The 19,359-nt window shown below is 61.1% G+C and carries 19 protein-coding genes; 17 read left to right on the top strand and 2 right to left on the bottom strand.

What is annotated here, in order from left to right:
- The first annotated feature begins 58 nt into the window (after window positions 1–58).
- The 8 genes from rpsA (at window position 59) to cysM (ending at window position 7,407) form a co-directional block, all read left to right on the top strand.
- Window positions 59–1,774, top strand: a complete 1,716-nt coding sequence (rpsA, locus tag RE432_RS16085; RefSeq protein ID WP_310934532.1) for a 30S ribosomal protein S1 — start codon at window positions 59–61, stop codon at window positions 1,772–1,774.
- Window positions 1,775–1,779: 5 nt separating this feature from the next.
- On the top strand, window positions 1,780–2,139 hold the full coding sequence (locus RE432_RS16080) for an integration host factor subunit beta (RefSeq protein ID WP_310934530.1): 360 nt from the start codon (window positions 1,780–1,782) through the stop codon (window positions 2,137–2,139).
- Window positions 2,140–2,288: 149 nt separating this feature from the next.
- A complete protein-coding gene (locus tag RE432_RS16075) occupies window positions 2,289–2,612 on the top strand; it encodes a LapA family protein (protein WP_310934529.1) in 324 nt (107 codons plus the stop codon).
- Window positions 2,613–2,633: 21 nt separating this feature from the next.
- On the top strand, window positions 2,634–3,908 hold the full coding sequence (gene lapB / locus RE432_RS16070; RefSeq protein ID WP_310934528.1) for a lipopolysaccharide assembly protein LapB: 1,275 nt from the start codon (window positions 2,634–2,636) through the stop codon (window positions 3,906–3,908).
- Window positions 3,905–4,834: a D-glycero-beta-D-manno-heptose-7-phosphate kinase gene (gene rfaE1, locus RE432_RS16065; protein ID WP_310934527.1), complete on the top strand. Its 930-nt coding sequence runs from the start codon at window positions 3,905–3,907 to the stop codon at window positions 4,832–4,834. The genes lapB and rfaE1 overlap by 4 nt, the downstream gene beginning before the upstream one ends.
- On the top strand, window positions 4,831–5,826 hold the full coding sequence (gene rfaD / locus RE432_RS16060) for an ADP-glyceromanno-heptose 6-epimerase (RefSeq protein WP_310934525.1): 996 nt from the start codon (window positions 4,831–4,833) through the stop codon (window positions 5,824–5,826). Before rfaE1 ends, rfaD begins: the two co-directional genes overlap by 4 nt.
- Before the next feature lie 147 nt (window positions 5,827–5,973).
- Window positions 5,974–6,396 (top strand): DUF655 domain-containing protein, encoded by a 423-nt coding sequence (locus RE432_RS16055; RefSeq protein ID WP_310934524.1) that lies wholly within the window; start codon window positions 5,974–5,976, stop codon window positions 6,394–6,396.
- 105 nt (window positions 6,397–6,501) lie between these two features.
- Window positions 6,502–7,407 (top strand): cysteine synthase CysM, encoded by a 906-nt coding sequence (gene cysM / locus RE432_RS16050; protein WP_310934523.1) that lies wholly within the window; start codon window positions 6,502–6,504, stop codon window positions 7,405–7,407.
- Between the two features lie 41 nt (window positions 7,408–7,448).
- Here the strand turns inward: cysM and mltB are convergent, their stop codons facing one another.
- Entirely contained in the window at window positions 7,449–8,675 is a 1,227-nt protein-coding gene (mltB, locus tag RE432_RS16045) for a lytic murein transglycosylase B (protein ID WP_310934522.1), read from the bottom strand.
- A gap of 10 nt (window positions 8,676–8,685) precedes the next feature.
- Here mltB and RE432_RS16040 point away from each other — a divergent pair, with 10 nt between their 5' ends.
- Genes RE432_RS16040 through RE432_RS16030 form a run of 3 tightly spaced genes read left to right on the top strand, consistent with a single transcriptional unit; the run spans window position 8,686 to window position 11,341 of the window.
- Window positions 8,686–9,609, top strand: a complete 924-nt coding sequence (locus tag RE432_RS16040; RefSeq protein ID WP_310934521.1) for a histone deacetylase family protein — start codon at window positions 8,686–8,688, stop codon at window positions 9,607–9,609.
- 52 nt (window positions 9,610–9,661) lie between these two features.
- Complete coding sequence (locus tag RE432_RS16035; protein ID WP_310934520.1) at window positions 9,662–10,411, top strand: electron transfer flavoprotein subunit beta/FixA family protein; 750 nt, start codon at window positions 9,662–9,664, stop codon at window positions 10,409–10,411.
- On the top strand, window positions 10,412–11,341 hold the full coding sequence (locus tag RE432_RS16030) for an FAD-binding protein (protein WP_310934519.1): 930 nt from the start codon (window positions 10,412–10,414) through the stop codon (window positions 11,339–11,341).
- A gap of 81 nt (window positions 11,342–11,422) precedes the next feature.
- On the opposite strand, the gene RE432_RS16025 is transcribed toward RE432_RS16030, so the two are convergent.
- Entirely contained in the window at window positions 11,423–12,346 is a 924-nt protein-coding gene (locus RE432_RS16025) for a LysR substrate-binding domain-containing protein (RefSeq protein WP_310934518.1), read from the bottom strand.
- A 143-nt stretch (window positions 12,347–12,489) separates the two neighbouring features.
- On the opposite strand from RE432_RS16025, the gene RE432_RS16020 reads away from it, so the two are divergent.
- The 6 genes from RE432_RS16020 to mmsB all read left to right on the top strand — a co-directional run bounded on the left by RE432_RS16020 (window position 12,490) and on the right by mmsB (window position 19,358).
- Complete coding sequence (locus RE432_RS16020) at window positions 12,490–13,692, top strand: CoA transferase (RefSeq protein ID WP_310934517.1); 1,203 nt, start codon at window positions 12,490–12,492, stop codon at window positions 13,690–13,692.
- 34 nt (window positions 13,693–13,726) lie between these two features.
- Window positions 13,727–14,521: an enoyl-CoA hydratase/isomerase family protein gene (locus RE432_RS16015; RefSeq protein WP_310934516.1), complete on the top strand. Its 795-nt coding sequence runs from the start codon at window positions 13,727–13,729 to the stop codon at window positions 14,519–14,521.
- Window positions 14,522–14,576: 55 nt separating this feature from the next.
- The gene (locus RE432_RS16010) at window positions 14,577–15,545 is read left to right on the top strand and encodes a tripartite tricarboxylate transporter substrate-binding protein (RefSeq protein ID WP_310934515.1); all 969 of its coding nucleotides are present in this window, start codon (window positions 14,577–14,579) and stop codon (window positions 15,543–15,545) included.
- Between the two features lie 104 nt (window positions 15,546–15,649).
- On the top strand, window positions 15,650–17,146 hold the full coding sequence (locus tag RE432_RS16005) for an aldehyde dehydrogenase family protein (RefSeq protein WP_310934514.1): 1,497 nt from the start codon (window positions 15,650–15,652) through the stop codon (window positions 17,144–17,146).
- 21 nt (window positions 17,147–17,167) lie between these two features.
- Complete coding sequence (locus RE432_RS16000; protein ID WP_310934513.1) at window positions 17,168–18,373, top strand: ABC transporter substrate-binding protein; 1,206 nt, start codon at window positions 17,168–17,170, stop codon at window positions 18,371–18,373.
- 76 nt (window positions 18,374–18,449) lie between these two features.
- Window positions 18,450–19,358: a 3-hydroxyisobutyrate dehydrogenase gene (gene mmsB, locus RE432_RS15995; RefSeq protein WP_310934512.1), complete on the top strand. Its 909-nt coding sequence runs from the start codon at window positions 18,450–18,452 to the stop codon at window positions 19,356–19,358.
- The last annotated feature ends 1 nt before the right edge of the window (window position 19,359 follow it).

Below are 19,359 nucleotides of genomic sequence, written 5' to 3'. Positions count from 1 at the left end.
GCGGGTTTGCTGCCTTGGTGTGTTTTTAACAGCCATGTTGGCTTATGGATTTAATTTAATGTCCACCATTTCAACCACTGTCGCCTCCGGCGGCGAAAGCTTTGCCGACCTGTTTGCCGAAAGCATCAAGAACCAGGACATGAAGTCCGGTGAGGTCATTTCCGCAGAAGTCGTTCGCATCGATCACAACTTTGTCGTGGTCAATGCAGGCCTCAAGTCCGAGGCGTTGATTCCCCTTGAAGAATTCCTGAACGATCAGGGCGAGCTCGAGGTCGAAGCCGGCGATTTCGTGTCGGTTGCCATCGATTCGCTCGAAAACGGCTATGGCGACACCATTCTGTCGCGCGATCGCGCCAAGCGCCTGTCGGCCTGGCTGCAGCTCGAGCAGGCGCTCGAGTCCGGTGAAATGGTGACTGGCACCATTACCGGTAAAGTCAAAGGCGGCCTGACCGTCATGACCAATGGCATCCGCGCCTTCCTGCCCGGTTCGCTGGTCGACCTGCGTCCCGTCAAGGACACCACGCCCTACGAGGGCAAGACCATGGAATTCAAGGTCATCAAGCTTGACCGCAAGCGCAACAACGTTGTGCTGTCGCGTCGCTCGGTGCTTGAAGCCAGCATGGGCGAAGAGCGCCAGAAACTGCTCGAAACCCTCAGCGAAGGCGCTGTGGTCAAGGGCGTCGTCAAGAACATCACCGATTACGGTGCGTTCGTCGACCTGGGCGGCATCGATGGTCTGCTGCACATCACCGACATGGCATGGCGCCGTGTCCGTCATCCGTCCGAAGTGCTGCAAGTCGGTCAGGAAGTCGAAGCCAAGGTACTCAAGTTCGACCAGGAAAAAAGCCGCGTTTCGCTGGGCGTCAAGCAGTTGGGCGAAGACCCATGGGTCGGTCTGGCCCGTCGCTATCCCCAAGGCACCCGCCTGTTCGGCAAGGTCACCAACCTGACCGACTACGGTGCGTTCGTTGAAGTCGAAGCTGGTATCGAAGGCCTGGTTCACGTGTCCGAAATGGACTGGACCAACAAGAACGTCGACCCGCGCAAGGTGGTTACCCTGGGCGAAGAAGTCGAAGTCATGGTCCTGGAAATCGACGAAGACCGCCGCCGTATTTCGCTGGGCATGAAGCAATGCCGTGCGAACCCATGGGAAGAGTTCTCCATCAACTTCAAGCGTGGCGACAAAGTCCGCGGCGCCATCAAGTCCATTACCGACTTCGGCGTGTTCGTGGGTCTGCCTGGCGGCATCGACGGCCTGGTTCACCTGTCCGACCTGTCCTGGACGGAAACCGGCGAAGAAGCCGTGCGCAACTTCAAGAAGGGCGATGAAATCGACGCCGTCGTTCTGGGTATCGACACCGACAAAGAACGCATCTCGCTGGGCATCAAGCAGCTTGAAGGCGACCCCTTCAATAACTTCGTGGCCACTTACGACAAGGGCGCGGTTGTGCCTGGCGTCGTCAAGTCGGTTGAAGCCAAGGGCGCGGTTGTGACCCTGTCGGTGGATGTCGAAGGCTATCTGCGCGCATCGGAAATCTCCGCTGGCCGCGTCGAAGACGCCACCACGGTGCTCAATGCCGGCGATAACCTCGAGACCATGATTGTCAACATCGATCGCAAGACGCGCTCGATCCAGTTGTCGATCAAGGCGCGCGACAATGCCGAAACGGCCGATACCATTCAGCGCATGTCGGAAGCCAGCGCCTCGTCCGGTACGACCAACCTGGGTGCTTTGCTGAAAGCCAAGCTTGATCAGCAACGCGACGACGGTTAATTGGCGTGACAAAGTCGGAACTGATAGCGATTCTTGCTAGCCGTTACCCGCAACTGGCGGCGCGTGATACCGATTACGCCGTCAAGACGGTGCTCGATGCCATGACCCAGGCCTTGGCCGCGGGTCAGCGCATCGAAATCCGCGGATTCGGGAGCTTTTCCCTGTCCGAGCGGGCGCCGCGCATAGGCCGCAATCCCAAGTCTGGCGAGAAAGTCCAGGTGCCTGGAAAACAGGTGCCGCACTTCAAGCCTGGCAAGGAGCTGCGCGAGCGCGTCGATTCCGGCAACGACCAAGACGGCGAATCAGCTGCAAGCGAGTCTACATTTGCCTTAGGGCAGTTTGACACACGCATCATGCACGGCTGAGCGTTCCGCCTTTTGGCTGCAGTCAGTCGGCACAGCCGATGAAAGCAGGTCCTCCGTCGCGGGGGCCTGCTTTCTTTTTGGCCGTTACGGGGCAGAGGCGGAGATTCCCCTTACAATTGTCCAATTCCCGGTTTATTGGAGAGCTCGTTATGCGTTATCTGGTTTGGATACTGAGGCTGGTGGTGTTTGTTGTGGTGCTGATGTTCGCGCTTAAAAACACGGGGCCGGTGGATGTCCGCTTTTTTGCCGACCATGTCGCAACGGGCGTGCCTTTGATCGTGGTGATGTTGGTGGTATTTGTCCTGGGCGTGATTTTCGGGTTTCTGGTGGCGGCTCCGTCCATCATGAGGCGGCGGCGCGAGGCCGCGCGGCTCAGGCGCGAGCTGGCCCGGCTCGAAGAGAAAATCCGGCAGCCCACTCCCCAGCCGGCTGCCGTGGCGCCGGAAACGGTTGCGCCCTTGGCTCCCCTATAACTTGCACCGAGGTTGAATAGCGTGGATTTTGAACCGTGGTGGCTGATTTTTCTGCCTCTGTTGTTCGCGCTCGGCTGGATTGCCGCGCGCGTCGATATCCGGCAGATGCTTTCCGAAACGCGCTCCTTGCCGAATTCCTATTTCAAGGGGCTTAACTTTTTATTGAATGAAGAGCCTGACAGGGCCATTGATGCATTCGTCGAGGTGGCCAAGCTTGATCCCGAGACCACCGAGCTGCATTTTGCGCTGGGCAGCCTGTTTCGCCGGCGCGGTGAAATGGAGCGTGCCATTCGTGTGCACCAAAGCCTGCTGTCGCGTGCCGATCTGCCGCAGACCGACCGCGAAAACGCGCAGCATGAACTGGCCCAGGATTTCCTGAAGGCGGGCATGCTGGACCGCGCCGAACAGGCTTTCGAGCAGGTGCTGGATACGCGGTTTGCGATACCGGCGGTGCGGGCGCTTATACGTATCTACGAGTCCGAGCACGATTGGCCGCGCGCCATCGAGACCGTCAAGCGTTTGCGTGCGCTGGTCGACGAGCCGGTGCCGCAATTGGTGCATTACCAGTGCGAACGGGCCATGACCGCCATGTTGGGCAAGCCCGCTGACCTGGGGGCGGCCGAGGCCGCGCTGGATGCCGCCGACCATGCGGCCGCTGCCTTGCGCGGCCAGGCCCGCGGCCAGGCGTCCGAGGCGCGCATTGCCATGTTGCGGGCGCATCTGGCCAAGCTCAACAATATGCCAGAGCGTGAACGCGCCTATCTGGAATCCGTACTGACGATTGCGCCCGAATATGCCAGCCTCGTGGCGGCCGATTTGGTTGAAAGCTATCGGCGTGTCGGCCAGCAGGCGGAAGGGCTGAACGTACTGAAAGCGCACTATATGCGCTATCCGTCGCTGGATACCTTCAATGTGGTATTCCGTGAGCTGCGGGCCCAGCAGGGCTATGCGCCGGCCTGGGCCTTTGCCCGCGAGGCATTGCGTGCGCATCCGTCGCTGCTGGGGCTCGATCGGCTGCTCGAGGCCGAACTGGCCGCCTACGATGAGGCCGGTGCGTCCGTCACGGCGGCCGCGGCGGACGGCGCCCGTCAGGCGGTGGCGGGCAAGAGCGCGTCAGACGTCGTGCCCGGCGCCGACCTGAGCCTGCTGCGGTCGCTCATCCACAAGCACACGCAAAGACTCGACCGCTATGCCTGCCGCGTCTGCGGCTTCGAAGCGCGTCACTTTTATTGGCAATGTCCTGGATGCAACTCGTGGGAAACCTATGCTCCCCGCCGTCTGGAGGAAATGAAATGATGCCGTTCCCGGCAGAAGCGGTCAGCCGCGTAAAAGTATTGGTGGCAGGCGATATCATGCTAGACCGCTATTGGTTCGGTGAAGTCGACCGCATCTCGCCCGAGGCGCCGGTTCCGGTGGTGCGGGTGGCACGCAGGGAAGACCGCCTGGGCGGCGCGGCCAATGTGGCGCGCAATATCGTGGCGCTGGGAGCGCAAGCCAGTTTGTTGGGTATTGTGGGGGGCGACGAAGCGGGCAGCAAAATTCGCGATCTGGCCCGTGAGGCCGGCATCAATTCCTGCCTGGTGGCCGATGCCGACTTGCCCACCACGCTCAAGATGCGGGTTCTGGGCCGGCAGCAACAGTTGCTGCGAATCGATTTTGAACAGGAGCCGGGGCAGCCGTCGCTGGCCAAGCTCGAGGCCCAGGCAAAGCAGTTGATCGCGCAGCACGATATGCTGGTGCTGTCGGATTACGCCAAAGGCGCGCTGGCCCAGGTTGATGCGCTGATCAGCGCGGCGCGTGAAGCGGGCGTGCCGGTGCTGGTCGATCCGAAAGGGCATTTGTACCAGCGCTATCGCGGCGCGACCATCATCACGCCCAATCGCCTGGAAATGCAGCAGGCTGTGGGGCCTTGGCACGACGAAGACGAACTGGAACAGCGTGCGCAGGCCTTGCGGCAGGAACTTGCCCTGGACGCGCTGCTGGTGACGCGTTCCGAACAGGGCATGACCCTGTTCACTCAAGACGGCCGCCAGCATACCGATGCCCATGCGCACGAGGTGTTCGACGTCTCGGGGGCGGGCGATACGGTCCTGGCCGCCCTGGCCGTTACCCGAGCAGCCGGCATGAGCTGGTTCGACGCCGTGCTATGGGCCAATCGGGCGGGGGGCATCGTGGTCGGCAAGCTCGGCACATCCGTCGTCACTGCAGGAGAATTATCATGATCGTGGTAACCGGAGGCGCCGGTTTTATCGGCAGCAATATTGTGCGCGGCCTGAATGAGCGCGGCCATACCGATATCCTCGTGGTCGACGACCTGACCGAGGGCGACAAGTTCGTGAATCTGGTCAATGGCCAGATCGCCGACTATCTGCATAAAGACGATTTTCGCCAACGCGTTGCCCAGGGGCAGCTTGCGAATATCGAAGCGGTGTTTCATCAGGGCGCTTGTTCCGATACCACCGAGCGCAACGGGCATTACATGCTCGACAACAACTACCGGGTTACGCTGGAACTGTTCCAGTTCTGCCAGGCGGGCAAGATTCCGTTCATCTATGCGTCATCGGCCGCCGTCTACGGCGCCGGACCGGTCTATGCTGAAGACCCCTTGTACGAGTCCCCCCTGAATGTGTACGGCTATTCCAAGTATCTTTTCGATCAGGTATTGCGCCGCCAGTTCCATACCCTTACCGCGCCCGTGGTGGGTTTGCGCTACTTCAATGTGTACGGCCCCAATGAGCAGCATAAAGGCCGCATGGCTTCGGTTGCCTTCCATAATATGAATCAGTTTCAGGCCGAGGGCCATGTGCGCCTGTTCGGCGGCTGGGACGGCTATGTCGATGGCGGCCAGTTGCGCGATTTCATCTATATCGACGATGTGGTCGACGTCAACCTGCATTTTCTCGATCACCCGACGAAATCGGGCATTTTCAATTGCGGCACCGGCCGCGCCCAGCCGTTCAACGATGTGGCACGCACCGTCGTGAACACCTTGCGCGGCAGCAAAGGCAAACCCGAGCTGTCCCTGGCGGAACTGGTGGAGCAGGGCCTGATCCGCTACATTGCGTTTCCCGATGACCTCAAGGGGCGATACCAGAGCCACACGCAGGCCGATTTGAATCAATTGCGGGCGGCGGGATACGACAAGCCGTTTCGCGACGTGCAGACAGGCGTGGCGCAATACACCAAGGCGCTGCTGGCGCAAGGCCGCATCTGACCGTAGGTTTACGCATGGACTAATCATCGTGCCGGCCCTGTCGGCGCTTGATGGTTCCAGCGATCATGGCAGACAGGAAGCAGGCGGGGCGGTTCATCCAGAACAGATGCCGGGCTTGCTTCCTTCAACTTCACTTGGAGGCTGCTCATGAACCCTTTCACTGAATCCACTGTGGCCCAGCCGCTGGCCAATGCTTCTTGCCTGCGTTTTGCCGGCGCCGCCGTGCCGGCTCGTCGCTGGAAACGCCGCGCGCTGGTGGGATTGACGCTGGGCGTGCTGGCGGGCCTGGCGCTCCCGGGCACGGCGTATGCGCTGGATGTCAACACCGCCACGCAAGAACAATTGCGCGATGTGCGCGGCATTGGCCCCAAAACGGCGCAAATCATCATCGACGAGCGTTCGCGCGGCGGGCGCTACGAATCGCTGGAAGACTTGTCCGAAAGGGTCAAAGGTATCGGGCCCAAGAAAGCGGCGGCCTTGCAGGCGGCCGGCTTAAGGGCGGGCGCCGGCCCGGCCAAGGCGCCCGCTGCCGGGCCGGCAGGCGCCGCGGCGGGCCAGAAACCCAAATAACGGCGAATCCGGGCGGCACGCGGACCGCAAGGTGGATGGCCAGCCCAAGGCGCGATTGGGGGCACTGTTATGTCGCCGTCAGGCGCTTGGGTGTATGATTTCCGCATGAAAAAATACCTGACTATCGAAGACACCATTGGTGCAACGCCACTCGTCCGCTTGCAACGCATTCCGGGCGAGTCCGGCGAGCCGCGTGGCAATGTGATTCTGGCCAAGCTTGAAGGCAATAACCCCGCCGGCTCGGTCAAGGACCGCGCCGCAAGTTCCATGATCCGCCAGGCCGAGGCGCGTGGCGAGATCAAGCCCGGCGATACCCTGATCGAAGCCACCAGCGGCAATACCGGCATTGCACTGGCCATGACCGCGGCGGTGCGCGGCTACAAGATGATACTCATTATGCCCGATAACCTGTCGGTTGAACGGCGCGCCTCCATGACCGCATACGGGGCCGAGCTCATCCTGACGCCGGCGGACCAGGGCGGCATGGAATACGCACGCGACCTGGCCGACAAGATGCAGGCCGAGGGCAAGGGCAAAGTGCTTGATCAGTTTGCCAACGCTGACAATCCGCTGGCCCATCTTGAAACCACCGGTCCTGAGCTATGGGACCAGACCGATGGCCGCATCACGCACTTTGTCAGCGCCATGGGCACGACAGGCACGATCATGGGCGTGGGGCGGTACCTGCGCTCACGGAACAAGGCGGTGCAGATCGTGGGCGCCCAGCCCGCCGAAGGCTCGCAGATTCCGGGCATACGGAAATGGCCGGAAGCCTATCAACCCAAAATCTATCAGCCCGCCGAGGTCGATCGGTTTGAACTGATTTCCCAGACGGAGGCCGAGGTGATGGCGCGCAGGCTGGCGGCGGAAGAAGGCATTTTCGGCGGAATTTCCTCGGCGGGTGCGCTGGTGGCGGCAACGCGTGTTGCGGCGCAAGTCACCAACGCGACCATCGTGTTCATTGTCTGCGATCGCGGTGACCGCTATTTGTCCACGGGCGTGTTCAACTAGCGTCAGTCAGTGCTTGCTTAAAAGCCGCCGCAGGGGCCTGCTCAGTTGGGCCAGCCGTAGCCCATGCGGTCGGCCAGCGCCTGGGCCAGGTCGGCCACCGAGGTGGCATAAAAATAGCTGCGGTTATAGTGCGTAATGGCAAAAAAGTTCGGCGTCCCCAGCCGGTACTCGGCCGTATTCCTGGGTTCGTCCAGCAGATCCACCACGCCCAGCTTATGCTGCCGCCAGTCGCTGCCCGCGGCGGCATGCATTGCTTGTCGCGCACTGGCGCCGGCGGGGTTGCCCGGTGTTGGGCGGACCGCCGCGCCCAGATCCTGCAGTTGCGTCCATTCCAGCGTCGGGTACAGCCCCCCCACCACGAGGGCTTGCGGGTTTTGCGGCAGGGTGGCAGGCGCAAATACGGGCAGCCCCGGCTCCCAGCCGTGCAAGCGCAGGAAACGGGCCACCGAGGCGATGGCGTCGTCGACGCTGTACAGCAGGTCGATGCGTCCATCGCCATTGCCATCGGCCGCATAGCGCATCAGGCTGCCCGGCATGAACTGCGGCAGGCCCATGGCGCCCGCAAATGAGCCCATGGCTTCCCTGGCATTCAGTTTCTTCTCGTAGTCCAGCTGTATCAGGTCAGCCAACTGGTCGCGGAACAACTGGCTGCGCTCGGGCCGGCTGCTGTCGGGATAGCGGAAGCCCAGGGTCGTCAAGGCGTCCAGCACGCGAAAGTTGCCGGTATTCCTGCCATACACGGTTTCAACGCCTATGATGGCCACGATGATAGAGGGCGGCACACCGTAGTGGCGGGCGGTCTGGTCCAGCATGGCCTTGTTTTCGGACCAGAAAGCTTCCCCGGCATTGATGCGCACCGGCTCGACGAAACGGTTGCGGTAAGTGACCCAGCTGCGGCGGATGCGCGTTTTCGATGGCGTCATCAGCTTGACGGCCGCCGCGTTGTACTGGGCCTGCAGCAGCAGGGCTTCGACATGGCCGATAGGAATATGGCGGGCGCTGGCGACCTCGTTGGCATAGGCCTGGATGTTGGGCGTGAGGGCGCCGTTGTCCTGCAAGAACCCCCGGGCGCCCGCGATGGATTGCCCGGCCCCGATGGGCGGCGCAGTGTCGACGGCGGCTGGCGTATATCCCGTTGCCGGGGCGGGGGCGGCGGGTGGCGGCAGGGCTGGCGCGCCGGGCCGCAAGGCGGAGGTTTCGGTGGCCGCGCAGCCCGCCAAAAACAGACTGAGGAAGCTGACTTGCAATATACGAGCGGGTTTGAACATAATCATCCTTATGGAGACACTATATATTACTCACCCCGCATGCCGCTTGCATGAGATGGGCAGTTGGCATCCAGAGTGCCCCGACAGGCTGGATGCCATCAATGACCGCCTCGTGGCCAGCGGCTTGCTGGATTTCCTCCAGGAAGAGACCGCAAGCCCGGCCAGCGACGCCGATCTCTTGCGCGTGCATCCTGCCGAGCATATTGCGTACCTGCGCGGCCATGCGCCGGCAGAGGGCTATTTTCAGATCGATCCCGATACTTTGATGAATCCGCATACGCTGGAGGCGGCGTGGGCGGCTGCCGGCGCCGGCATCACGGCGGTCGATGCGGTCATGCAGCAGACGCATCGCAACGCTTTTTGCGCCGTGCGGCCGCCGGGGCACCATGCGCGTCCGGCGCAGGCCATGGGTTTCTGCTTCCTCAACAATATCGCCATCGCGGCGGCATACGCGCTTGAGCAATACGGATTGGAACGCGTGGCCATTATTGATTTCGATGTGCACCATGGCAATGGCACCGAAGAAATGCTGGCCGGGGATCCGCGCGTGCTGATGTGCAGTTTCTTTCAGCACCCCCTGTTTCCCGGCCAGTATCAGCACCCGCCGGCGGAAAACATGGTAAATATACCGGTCGACGCCTATACGAAAAGCGATGCGCTGCGTGCCCTGGTGGCCGATGTATGGGTGCCGCGGCTGCTGGCGTTTCGACCCCAGTTCATTTTTGTGTCGGCGGGCTTCGATGCCCACCGCGAAGACGATATGGCCCAGTTGAATATGGTCGAATCCGATTACGCCTGGATCACCGAGCAGGTGGTGGCGGTGGCCGATGAAACCGCTTCCGGCCGGATCGTCAGTTTTCTGGAAGGCGGCTATAACTTGTCGGCCCTTGGACGCAGTGTCGATGCACACATCAGGGCCTTGGCAAAGTTGTAGAATACAAAGGATTTTTTACGGTTTTTTTTATAGTTCCCTTGGAGGATGCTCGATGAAGGTGCTGGTACCTGTCAAGCGTGTGGTTGATTACAACGTCAAAGTACGCGTCAAGTCTGATCAAAGCGCTGTGGACATCGCTAATGTAAAAATGTCCATGAACCCCTTTGACGAAATTGCCATCGAAGAGGCTACGCGCCTTAAAGAGAAAGGTGCTGCGACCGAAGTCATTGCAGTGTCTTGCGGTGTTGCACAGTGCCAGGAAACGCTGCGCACCGCCATGGCCATCGGCGCCGACCGCGCGGCCTTGGTGCAAACCGATGCCGAACTGCAGCCCCTGGCCGTGGCCAAGCTGCTCAAGGCCCTGGTCGACAAAGAGCAGCCTCAACTGGTGATTCTGGGCAAGCAGGCGATCGACGACGACGCCAACCAGACCGGCCAGATGCTGGCGGCCCTGCTGGACTGGCCCCAGGCCACGTTTGCCAGCAAGGTCGAAGTCTCGGGCGACAGCGTCACCGTCACGCGCGAAGTCGACGGCGGCCTGGAAACGCTCTCGCTCAAGCTGCCCGCCATCGTCACGACCGACCTGCGGCTGAACGAGCCCCGGTACGTTACGCTGCCCAATATCATGAAGGCCAAGAAAAAGCCGCTCGAGGTCATCACCCCTGAGGACCTGGGCGTCGACGTCGCCCCGCGCCTGAAGACGCTGAAAGTGTCCGAGCCGCCTGCACGTTCCGCAGGCATTACGGTGCCCGATGTGGCAACGCTGGTCGACAAACTGAAGAATGAAGCAAAGGTGGTTTAAATGACAATATTGGTAATTGCTGAACACGACAATGCAAGCCTGAAAGCGGCCAGCCTGAATACGGTCGCCGCGGCCGCCAAGCTGGGCGATGACATTCACGTTCTGGTTGCCGGCAGCGGCGCCCAGGCCGTTGCCGATCAGGCGGCCCAGGCTGCGGGCGTAAGCAAGGTCTTGCTGGCGGACGCGCCTGCGCTGGCTGACGGCCTGGCGGAAAACGTCGCCGCGCAAGTGCTGGCGCTGGCCGGCGCCTACAGCCACATCCTGTTCCCGGCCACCGCCGCGGGCAAGAATGTGGCGCCGCGCGTGGCGGCCAAGCTCGATGTCGCCCAGATTTCCGACATTATCTCGGTCGAATCGGCCGACACCTTTACGCGTCCCATTTACGCGGGCAACGCTATCGCAACGGTGCAGTCCGGGGATCAGGTCAAGGTCATTACCGTGCGGACCACGGCGTTCGATGCCGTGGCCGCGCAAGGCGGCAGCGCCGCCGTCGAAACCGTCGATGCAGTCTCGGATTCAGGGCGCTCGTCGTTCGTCGGCCGCGAAGTCGCAAAAAGCGATCGTCCTGAACTGGCTGGTGCGTCGGTCGTGGTATCGGGCGGACGCGGGATGGGCAGCGCCGAGAACTTCAAGTTGCTCGACCCGCTGGCCGACAAGCTGGGCGCCGCATTGGGCGCCTCGCGCGCCGCGGTCGATGCGGGCTACGCGCCCAACGACTGGCAGGTGGGCCAAACCGGCAAGATCGTTGCGCCCCAGTTGTATGTCGCGGTGGGCATCTCGGGCGCCATCCAGCATCTGGCCGGCATGAAAGACTCCAAAGTCATCGTGGCGATCAACAAAGATGCCGAAGCGCCCATCTTCGGGGTGGCGGATTACGGCCTGGTAGCCGATCTGTTCCAGGCGGTTCCCGAACTGGTCGACGCATTGTGATGCCGCTGACGAATCAGTAATCGAATCGATGCCTGACGCAAAAGGCCTGCGACTATACCTCGCAGGCCTTTTGCATGGGCGTCAATAAAGCATCTTGCAGCCGGGCCAGTATTTGTCATGGATCAGTTGCTTGATCACTGCCTTGGTCAGCGAGACGACTTTCTGGACGGCGGGGTTCTCTGGCGCGCTGATGCTGGCGCAGAGCGAGATTTCGCGCGAAAGGCTGAAGTCCAGCGAGTGAGATCGGATGATCCCGTTTGTGATTTCAGGGTGCGCCGACGAGTAGGGCAGGATGGTGGCGGCCAGGCCTTCGCGCACCGCGGGGATCAAAATGGCGGAGGTGCTGGCCTCGGCAAACAAATGGTAGGTCAGGCGCGCCAGCATGAAGGCGTGATCGACGCGCGCCCGCAACTGATTGGGCAAGCTGGGCAGTATCAAGGGGATATCCACGATCTGGCTGATCGGGACGTCTTTGGCGGGAAGTTTCACGCTGGCATGGGTAAGCAGGTATAGATCCTCGATCATCAGCGGGGTGATGGCGATGCCTTTGATGGCTTGCTGGTCCGGCGACAAGGAAAAGTCGACACGGCCCTGCAGCACCAGCTTGGTCAGGTCAGCGCTGGGAATATCCACGATTTCCAGCACCACCCCCGGAATTTCCTGCTTGACCCGCTTCATCAGGGGGAGCGCGATCATGCGGGCCGTGCTGGACGCCAGGCCGATAGACACCGTGCCGGCGATCTGGGTATCGCTCTTGGCCAACAGGCTGCGCGTGGTATCGACCTGCCTGAGTATGGTTTGCGCATGCCGGTAGAGCAGGGCGCCTTCATTGGTGGCCTGCACCCCCTTTGCGCCCCGTGTCAGCAAACGCACCCCCAGATCATCTTCCAGCAAGGCGATCTGCTGGCTCAGCGCGGGCTGGGCCACATGCAGGCTTTCCGCCGCCCTGGTCATGTTCTGCATTTCGAATACCCGTACGAAGTACTGTAGCTGTTTTAGATTCATGTTCAGGTCCGCGGTTGCTGAATGATGCGCGCCGGAGGGGCGTTGAAGGAATAAGTTTAGCTTATGGCTTGATCGTAAAAAAGTATTTTTCCTGCTGCGTTTCCTTGCCTATGATGAAAAACAATATAAAGGAGACGAACAGCATGAGCCTGCCTCTAGCCGGGTTGAAAGTTCTGGATTTGACCCGAGCCCTATCAGGGCCTTTCAGTACGATGATTCTGGCCGATCTGGGGGCCGAAGTGATCAAGGTGGAGCCCACGCCGGACGGCGATATGGTACGCCAGTGGGGGCCGTTCGATAGCGACATAAGCGTTTATTATCTTAGCGCCAATCGCAATAAAAAAGGGATAGGCATCGATTTTCGCAGCCCCGAGGGTTTGGCCCTGATCAGGCAGATGGCGCTCAAGTCGGACATCGTGGTCGAAAACTTCAAGGTCGGCACCATGGAAAGCATGGGACTGGGCTACCAGGAACTGGCCCGTGAAAGGCCCGACATCATCATGGCATCGATCTCGGGGTTCGGCCGCAAGGGCCCCGCCAAGTCATGGGCGGGTTTCGATCAGATCGCCCAGGGCTATTCCGGGTTCATGAGCCTGACCGGCACGCTCGAGTCGGGCCCGACCCGGGTGGGCACGGCCATCGGCGACCTGACCGCCGGGATGTGGGTCGTCATCGGGATTCTCGCCGCCGTGGTCGAGCGTAAAAACTCGGGCCTGGGCCAGCATGTCGACACCTCGCTGCTGGCCAGCCTCATGGGCTTGCTCAGCGTCCAGGGCCAACGCTATCTCAGTGTGGGCGAAGTGCCGCAGCCTTGCGGGAATGTGCATCCCGTCATCGCGCCTTACGGGACCTTCGATACGGCCGATGGCCCCCTGAACCTGGCGCCCGCCACGCAGGCCATGTGGTGCAAGCTTTGCGCCATTCTTGAACTCGACGAACTGACGACGGACCCCCGTTTCATATCGAACGCCGACCGCATGCAGAACAGGCATGTGCTGAAAGAGCTGCTCGAGACCAGCCTGAAACGGAAGACGCGGATGGAATGGACGCCGCTGATGATCGAGCACGGCATCCCCGCCGGCCCCATCAACAACCTTGAAGATGTGTTCAACGACCAGCAGGTCCTGGCCTGCGGCATCGTCCAGAGCGCAGAGCATCCGACCGTGGGCGAGATCAAGCAGGTTGGGCTGCCCGTCAACCTGTCGAACATGGGGGGCGCCAATACGGTTCGCAGCGCGCCGCCCTTGTTCGGCCAGCATACGGCCAGTGTGTTTTCCGATTTCGGTTTTGATGCGGATGAGATCCAGCGTTTGCTGGAAAAGAAAATCATCCACCAGGCCGGCTGAAGCGCAGCTGCGCGTATGAACATGAGGTACAGAGATGCAGCAAGCAAGACACGCTAAACAGGCGGAAGGCGATTCGATCGCTCCCGAGTTGTCGGTGGATGGCGCCATCGCGACCATTCGCTTTCGCAAGCCCGCGCAGGCCAACCGCTTGAGCCCGGACGACCTGGCAACACTGCGTCGCCACATCGATACGGTGAACCGGGAAAAGCATGTACTGGTCCTGCGCTTCATGGGGGAAGGCAAGTATTTTTGCAGCGGCTACGATATTTCTTCGCTCGCCGCCGACGATGCGCCCAGCTCCCTGTACTTTGGTGAAACCATAGACATCATCGAAAATGCCCGTCCCGTCACGATTGCGGCCATCCATGGGGGCGCGTATGGCGGGGGGACGGATCTGTCCCTGGCCTGCGATTTCCGGGTGGGTTCGCCCGGCGCCAATATGTTCATGCCGGCAGCCAGGCTGGGCTTGCATTTTTATCCCGGGGGCATGTCCCGCTATATATCCAGGCTGGGCCTGAACCAGGCAAAACGGCTGTTCCTGACGGCGGAAAAGATAGACGCCCAGGAAATGCTGCGGATTGGATTCCTGACCGAACTGGTTCAGGCGGATGATTTGCAGGCGCGTGTCGATGCGCTGAGCCATTTGCTGGCCGGCATGGCGCCCATTGCCTTGCTGGGCATCAAAAAACACCTGAATCTGATTGCGCGGGCGCAAGTTCAGACGGATGACATTGAACAAGGGGTGCGCCAGTCCGAGTCATCGGACGATATCGCGGAAGGCGCCCTGGCATGGAAAGAGAAGCGGCCGCCCGTTTTCACCGGTACGTGAAGCGCAAGTGCTTGCAGAGATAAAAGTAATGAATATGAAAGCAAAGGAGACAACATTGAAAAAAATTTCACGATGGGCCGTAGCCGGCATGACCTTGTTTGTTGCGGCAGCCGCCTGGGCGCAGCCGGCTTATCCCACGAAACCGATTACGCTCGTCCTGGGTTTCCCCCCGGGAGGCGGCGCCGATAGCGTGGGCCGGGTGTATGCCAACGCGCTGAGCAAAATCCTGCAGCAACCCGTGGTGGTGGAGAACAAGCCGGGCGCCGGTTCCACGATTGCCGCGGGCCAAGTGGCCAAGGCAAAGCCCGACGGCTATACCCTTTATCTGGGCAATGCCAGCGTCATGGGCAGCGATACCGCGCTGTACAACGTCAGTTACACGCCTGATGACTTCATGCCGGTTGCCAGGCTGACGGTCTCCCCCATGATCCTGATTGCCAGCAAGAAGTCAGGCATAAGCAGTGTGGCGGATTTGCTGGAAAAGGCCAGGAAGGCGCCGGGCACGATCAATGTGGCCTCGTCCGGCAACGGCGTGATTACCCACCTTGGGGCCGTGGAATTCATGGAGCTGAGCAAGACCCAACTGATGCACATTCCGTTCAAGGGCGGTGCGGCGGCGACACAATCGGTCGCCGCTGGCGATACCGATGTGTCGTTCGCCACAGCGCCGTCCGCCCGGAGCGCCATCGATACGGGCAAAGCGATAGGGCTGGGCATTACGTCGGCTGAACCTTCCGCGCTCATTCCGCAGTACCAGCCGATTTCGCAGTTGGGCCTGCCTGGGTACGGCATTGCAAACTGGTGGGGCATTTTTACGCCTAAAGGCACGCCCCCGGAGATTGTGGACGTGCTGTTCAAGGCCAGCAACGAGGTACTGCAGGACGCCGACGTAAAGAAAAACTTTGCGACGGTTTACGAAGAAGTGGCGCCATCGAAATCCGTTGAAGACTTCACCCGGTTCGCCAGGACCGAGGGGGAGCAGGGCTTGCGGCTCGCGAAGTTGAGCCGCGAAACGGCAAACTGATGACGGGCGCACTGCCGGCCTGGCCGGGCGTGCCTGGTTTATTGGAACAGTGCGCGTCACAATGACTGGAATATTAAAAATCAACTGAAGGACGGGAGACTATCTTGGCGGATACATTACATACGGGTACGGCGGCGGCCGATTTGGCGCGCCGGTTGTCGGGCAGGCATTTTATTGATGGGCGGCTTGTTGCCGCGGTGTCGGGACAAACGTTCCCGGTCGTCAATCCGGCCACCGGGCAGGAAATCGGCCAGGCGGCCAATGGCACGGATGCCGACGTGAACGCGGCCGTCGATGCAGCGGCCAAGGCTCAGAAAGAATGGGCCAGGATGCCTGCGCGCGCGCGCGGCAAACTGTTGAACGAATGCGCCACGCGCTTGCAGGACCAGGCCGAGGAAATCGCCCAGCTGCTGGCGCTGGAAACCGGCAAAGCCATCCGGACCGAGAGCCGGCCGGAGGCCATGGTGGTTGCGGATTGCTTTACCTTCTATGGCGGGCTGGCCGGCGAACTGAAAGGGGAAACCGTCCCGTTTTCGCCCTCCATGCTGACCCTGACCCAGCGCGAGCCCATCGGTGTCGTGGGCGCCATTCTTCCCTGGAATGCGCCGTTGATGCTCATGGCGTTCAAGATTGCGCCAGCGCTGGCCGCCGGCAATACGGTGGTTGTGAAATCGGCGGAAGAAGCCCCCCTGGCCGCCCTGCGCATCATAGAAATCCTGAATCAGGTCCTGCCGGCAGGCGTCGCCAATATCTTGTCGGGTTTCGGTCCGGAATGCGGCGCTCCGCTGGTGGCGCACCCCAAGGTGGGCAAGGTCACCTTCACCGGATCGGTCGAGACGGGGCGCTACATTGCACGCGCGGCAGCGGAAAAGCTCATTCCGGTTACGCTGGAGCTGGGCGGAAAAAGCCCGATGATCGTGATGGACGATGCCGACCTGGACAAGGCCGTCGCGGGCGCCGTGGCCGGCATGCGTTTTACGCGCCAGGGGCAAAGCTGCACGGCTGCATCCCGCATGTTTGTCCACGAATCCATTATCGATGCCTTCGTGGACAAGGTCGCCGAAAAGGTCAATGCCATGAAAATGGGCGACCCGCTGGACGAGGAAACGGATATCGGCACCATCATTTCCCCGGGGCAGTTCGAGCGGGTCAACACCTACATCAAGCTGGGCGAGCAAGAGCCCGGCGTGCGCATCCGGCGCTTGTCGGCCGTGCCCGACGATCCGCAGTTCAAGAAAGGCCTTTTTGTCCAGCCTGTGATCTTTACCGGCATTGCCAATGATCATCGGGTAGCGCGCGAGGAAATCTTCGGTCCCGTGACCTGCATCATTCCATTCAAGCATTACGAAGAGGTCATCGAGCAGGCCAACGATTCCGACTTTGGGCTGGCCGCGACGATCTGGACGAAGAACTTGAAGGTGGCCATGGACGCGACGCAGCGGCTCCAGGCGGGCCTGGTCCAGGTCAATCAGAACATCGTGGCGCAGCCTGGGCTGTCATACGGTGGCATAAAGCAGTCCGGCCTTGGCAAAGAAGCATCTCTGGAGGCGATGCTTGACCATTTCACTCATAAGAAAACCATCATCATCAATCTGGATTGAAAACCACAAAGGAGACATGAAATGAAAAAAACAATGCTATCCCTTGGGCTGGCCGCATGCTTTGCGGCATCCCCCGTTCTTGCCGCCAACGACGTCATGCGTATTGGCGTGTTGAATGACCAGTCGGGCCTGTATTCCGATTTTGGCGGTGCGACGTCGGTCGTTGCCGCCCAGATGGCCGTCGATGATTTTGGCGGGGAATTGCTCGGCAAGAAAATCGAGGTCATTTCCGCCGACCACCAAAATAAAACCGACATCGCCACCTCGACGGCACGCAAGTGGTTCGACGTGGACAAGGTCGAGGTGATTGCCGACTTGACCAACTCCGCCGTCGCCCTGGCGGTGCAGGGCCTGGCGCAAGAGCGCGGCAAGGTCACGCTCGCTTCGGGACCGTTTTCCACCCGGCTGACGAATGAAAGCTGCTCGCCCACGGGCTTTCACTGGGCGTTCGACACCTATGCGTCTTCGGTCGGCACCGCGCGCGGCGTGTTGCAGGACGGCGGCAAAGAGTGGTTCATCCTGGCCGCGGACTATGCGTTTGGCGCCCAGATGGCCGCCGACCTGACTAAAACCGTCACCAGCAACGGCGGCACCGTGAAGGGGCAGGTCAATCATCCGGTCAACACCCCGGACTTTGCCTCTTTCCTGCTGCAGGCGCAGTCGTCGAAGGCGCAGATCGTGGGCCTGGCCAATGGCGGGACCGATACGGTCAACGCCATCAAGCAGGCGGCTGACTTCGGCTTGGTCGAGCAGGGGCAGCGCTTGGTGGCGCTGGCGCTGGTGATCAGCGACGTCCATGCGCTGGGGCTCGACAAAGCGAATGGCCTGGTGGCTACCACGGCTTATTACTGGGACCGCGATGACGCCAGCCGCGAGTTTGCGCAGAAGTTCGAAGCGCGGACCAAGCGCAAGCCGGGCATGGTCCAGGCGGGTGTGTACTCCTCGGTGTTGCATTATCTGAAAGCGGCGAAGGCCGCCGGTACGCTCGATGGCAAGGAAGTTGCCGAGAAAATGCGGGAAATGCCGGTCAACGATTTCTTCGCGACGAACGGCAAGGTGCGTGAAGACGGTCGCATGGAACATGACATGTACCTGATCCAGGTCAAGACCCCCGCCGAGTCGAAAGGGCCTTGGGACTATTACAAGGTACTGCGCACGCTTCCCGCCGAGCAGGTCACCATTCCGCTTTCCGAAAGCAAGTGCGAACGGGTCAAGCAGAAAAGCTGATTCCGATAAAACCAGGGCAAGGCGGCCGGCGGCGTGAGCGCGCTGCCAGGCCGGCTTGCGCAGAAGGAGGCATTTCATGTCCACAATTGCATTTATAGGACTGGGTAACATGGGCTTGCCCATGTGCAAGAATTTATTGAAAGCGGGCTATGCGGTGGTTGGCTTCGACTTGCAGGAAAGCTATCGGGACCGGCTGGCGGCGGCCGGCGGGAAAGTCGCCGAATCCATTGCCGAGGCGGTCCGGCAGGCAGATGCCGTCGTTTCCATGGTGCCAACGGGGCAGCATGTGCGTACGGTCTACGAGGGGGAAGGCGGGGTGCTGGAAAACGCCCGGCCCGGCACGCTGCTGATCGATAGTTCGACGATCGACGTCGAGAGTTCCAGGGCGGTCAACCAGGCCGCGGGCGCAGCGGGCTTCACCATGGTCGATGCGCCGGTGTCGGGGGCCGTGCCGGCCGCCGAGGCGGCGACGCTCGTGTTCATGGTCGGCGGGACGAAAGCGGCCTTTGAACAGGCGCTTCCCATACTCAAGTGCATGGGGACGTCTCAGGTCCATGTGGGCGAGGCGGGCTGCGGCCAGGCCATGAAGATCTGCAACAACATGATGGCGGGCATGAGCATGGTCGCCTTGAGCGAAGCCCTGACGTTGGCTGAACGGCTGGGTCTTGATTACCAGACGGTCTACGACGTGATGACCAAGGCGTCGGGGAATTGCTGGGCTTTGCAAGTGTATTGCCCGGTGCCGGGCCCCGCTCCGGCTTCGCCGGCAAATCGCGACTATGCCGCCGGCTTTGCCATGGCCATGATGCTGAAGGACATGAAGCTGTCGCAGACGACCGCCGCGGGGGCGTCCACGGCCACGCCGATTGCCGCGCAGGTGGCTGCCTTGTACCAGGCTGCGGTCGACGAAGGCCACGGCGGCAAGGATTTCAGCTTTATCTTCAATGTCGTTTCCGGCCGCATCGAACTGGGAGGCAGCCATTAAC

It is taken from the genome of Pusillimonas sp. SM2304 (assembly GCF_031628915.1).
Classification (GTDB): Bacteria; Pseudomonadota; Gammaproteobacteria; order Burkholderiales; family Burkholderiaceae_B; genus Pusillimonas_C.
The sequence above is the reverse complement of the archived record's forward strand: the minus strand, read 5'-3'. Positions and strand labels throughout refer to the sequence as shown.

Bases quoted from the DNA above. Each gene is read 5' to 3' on its own strand.
- RE432_RS16075 (WP_310934529.1), top strand. From the start codon at position 2,289: ATGCGTTATCTGGTTTGGATACTGAGGCTGGTGGTGTTTGTTGTGGTG.
- rfaE1 (WP_310934527.1), top strand. From the start codon at position 3,905: ATGATGCCGTTCCCGGCAGAAGCGGTCAGCCGCGTAAAAGTATTGGTG.
- RE432_RS16040 (WP_310934521.1), top strand. From the start codon at position 8,686: ATGGAGACACTATATATTACTCACCCCGCATGCCGCTTGCATGAGATG.
- RE432_RS16055 (WP_310934524.1), top strand. From the start codon at position 5,974: ATGAACCCTTTCACTGAATCCACTGTGGCCCAGCCGCTGGCCAATGCT.
- rpsA (WP_310934532.1), top strand. From the start codon at position 59: ATGTCCACCATTTCAACCACTGTCGCCTCCGGCGGCGAAAGCTTTGCC.
- mmsB (WP_310934512.1), top strand. From the start codon at position 18,450: ATGTCCACAATTGCATTTATAGGACTGGGTAACATGGGCTTGCCCATG.
- cysM (WP_310934523.1), top strand. From the start codon at position 6,502: ATGAAAAAATACCTGACTATCGAAGACACCATTGGTGCAACGCCACTC.
- RE432_RS16000 (WP_310934513.1), top strand. From the start codon at position 17,168: ATGAAAAAAACAATGCTATCCCTTGGGCTGGCCGCATGCTTTGCGGCA.
- mltB (WP_310934522.1), bottom strand. From the start codon at position 8,675: ATGTTCAAACCCGCTCGTATATTGCAAGTCAGCTTCCTCAGTCTGTTT.
- RE432_RS16030 (WP_310934519.1), top strand. From the start codon at position 10,412: ATGACAATATTGGTAATTGCTGAACACGACAATGCAAGCCTGAAAGCG.
- RE432_RS16035 (WP_310934520.1), top strand. From the start codon at position 9,662: ATGAAGGTGCTGGTACCTGTCAAGCGTGTGGTTGATTACAACGTCAAA.
- RE432_RS16025 (WP_310934518.1), bottom strand. From the start codon at position 12,346: ATGAATCTAAAACAGCTACAGTACTTCGTACGGGTATTCGAAATGCAG.
- RE432_RS16015 (WP_310934516.1), top strand. From the start codon at position 13,727: ATGCAGCAAGCAAGACACGCTAAACAGGCGGAAGGCGATTCGATCGCT.
- rfaD (WP_310934525.1), top strand. From the start codon at position 4,831: ATGATCGTGGTAACCGGAGGCGCCGGTTTTATCGGCAGCAATATTGTG.
- RE432_RS16020 (WP_310934517.1), top strand. From the start codon at position 12,490: ATGAGCCTGCCTCTAGCCGGGTTGAAAGTTCTGGATTTGACCCGAGCC.